The organism is Microvirga arabica (assembly GCF_016811235.1).
Taxonomy (GTDB): domain Bacteria; phylum Pseudomonadota; class Alphaproteobacteria; order Rhizobiales; family Beijerinckiaceae; genus Microvirga; species Microvirga arabica.
This window is the reverse complement of sequence record NZ_JAFBID010000242.1, coordinates 1-538: the sequence shown is the minus strand read 5'-3', so window position 1 is coordinate 538 and position 538 is coordinate 1. Positions and strand designations below refer to the sequence as shown.

General features: G+C 69.3%; 1 pseudogene. It reads left to right on the top strand.

Annotation, left to right across the window (positions count from 1 at the left end):
- Positions 1-133 precede the first annotated feature (133 nt).
- Positions 134-538, top strand: a pseudogene (locus JQC81_RS32705) (ISNCY family transposase); the annotation flags it as partial.

Here is a 538-nt window from a genome sequence, read left to right as displayed (position 1 = left end):
TAGAGTGCGGTGGTGGGGGTCTTCTGTGCCTGTGAGGAGGTGCGGGATGACCAGAACCTCAGGACGCCAGCCGCCGGAGCGCGAGCGGGTGCTGCGTCCCGCCTGTCGGCTGTGCCCGGCCTGCGGAGCCCCGATGCGGATCCGCTACGAGAACCACCGCACTCTTGTGACGCTGACTGGCTCGGTGCGCTTGCGTCTCAAGATCTGCTGGTGCGAGACGCTTCACTGCGCCCGCTTCCACAAGCCCTACCGGCCCGAGGCCGAGGGCGCGTTGGCGCTGCCCCAACACGAGTTCGGCCTGGACGTCATCGCCCTCGTCGGGGCGTTGCGCCACCGCGAGCATCGCAGCGTGCCCGAGATCCACGCGGTGCTCACCGCCCGCGGCGTGGCGATTGCCGAGCGCAGCGTCACCAACCTGCTCGACCGCTACGATGAACTGTTCGCCACCCGGCTCATGGAGCGCCGCCCCTTGCAGAGGCTCCTGGCCCAGCAAGGGCGGGTCATTCTGGCGTTGGATGGCGTGCAGCCGGATCTCGGC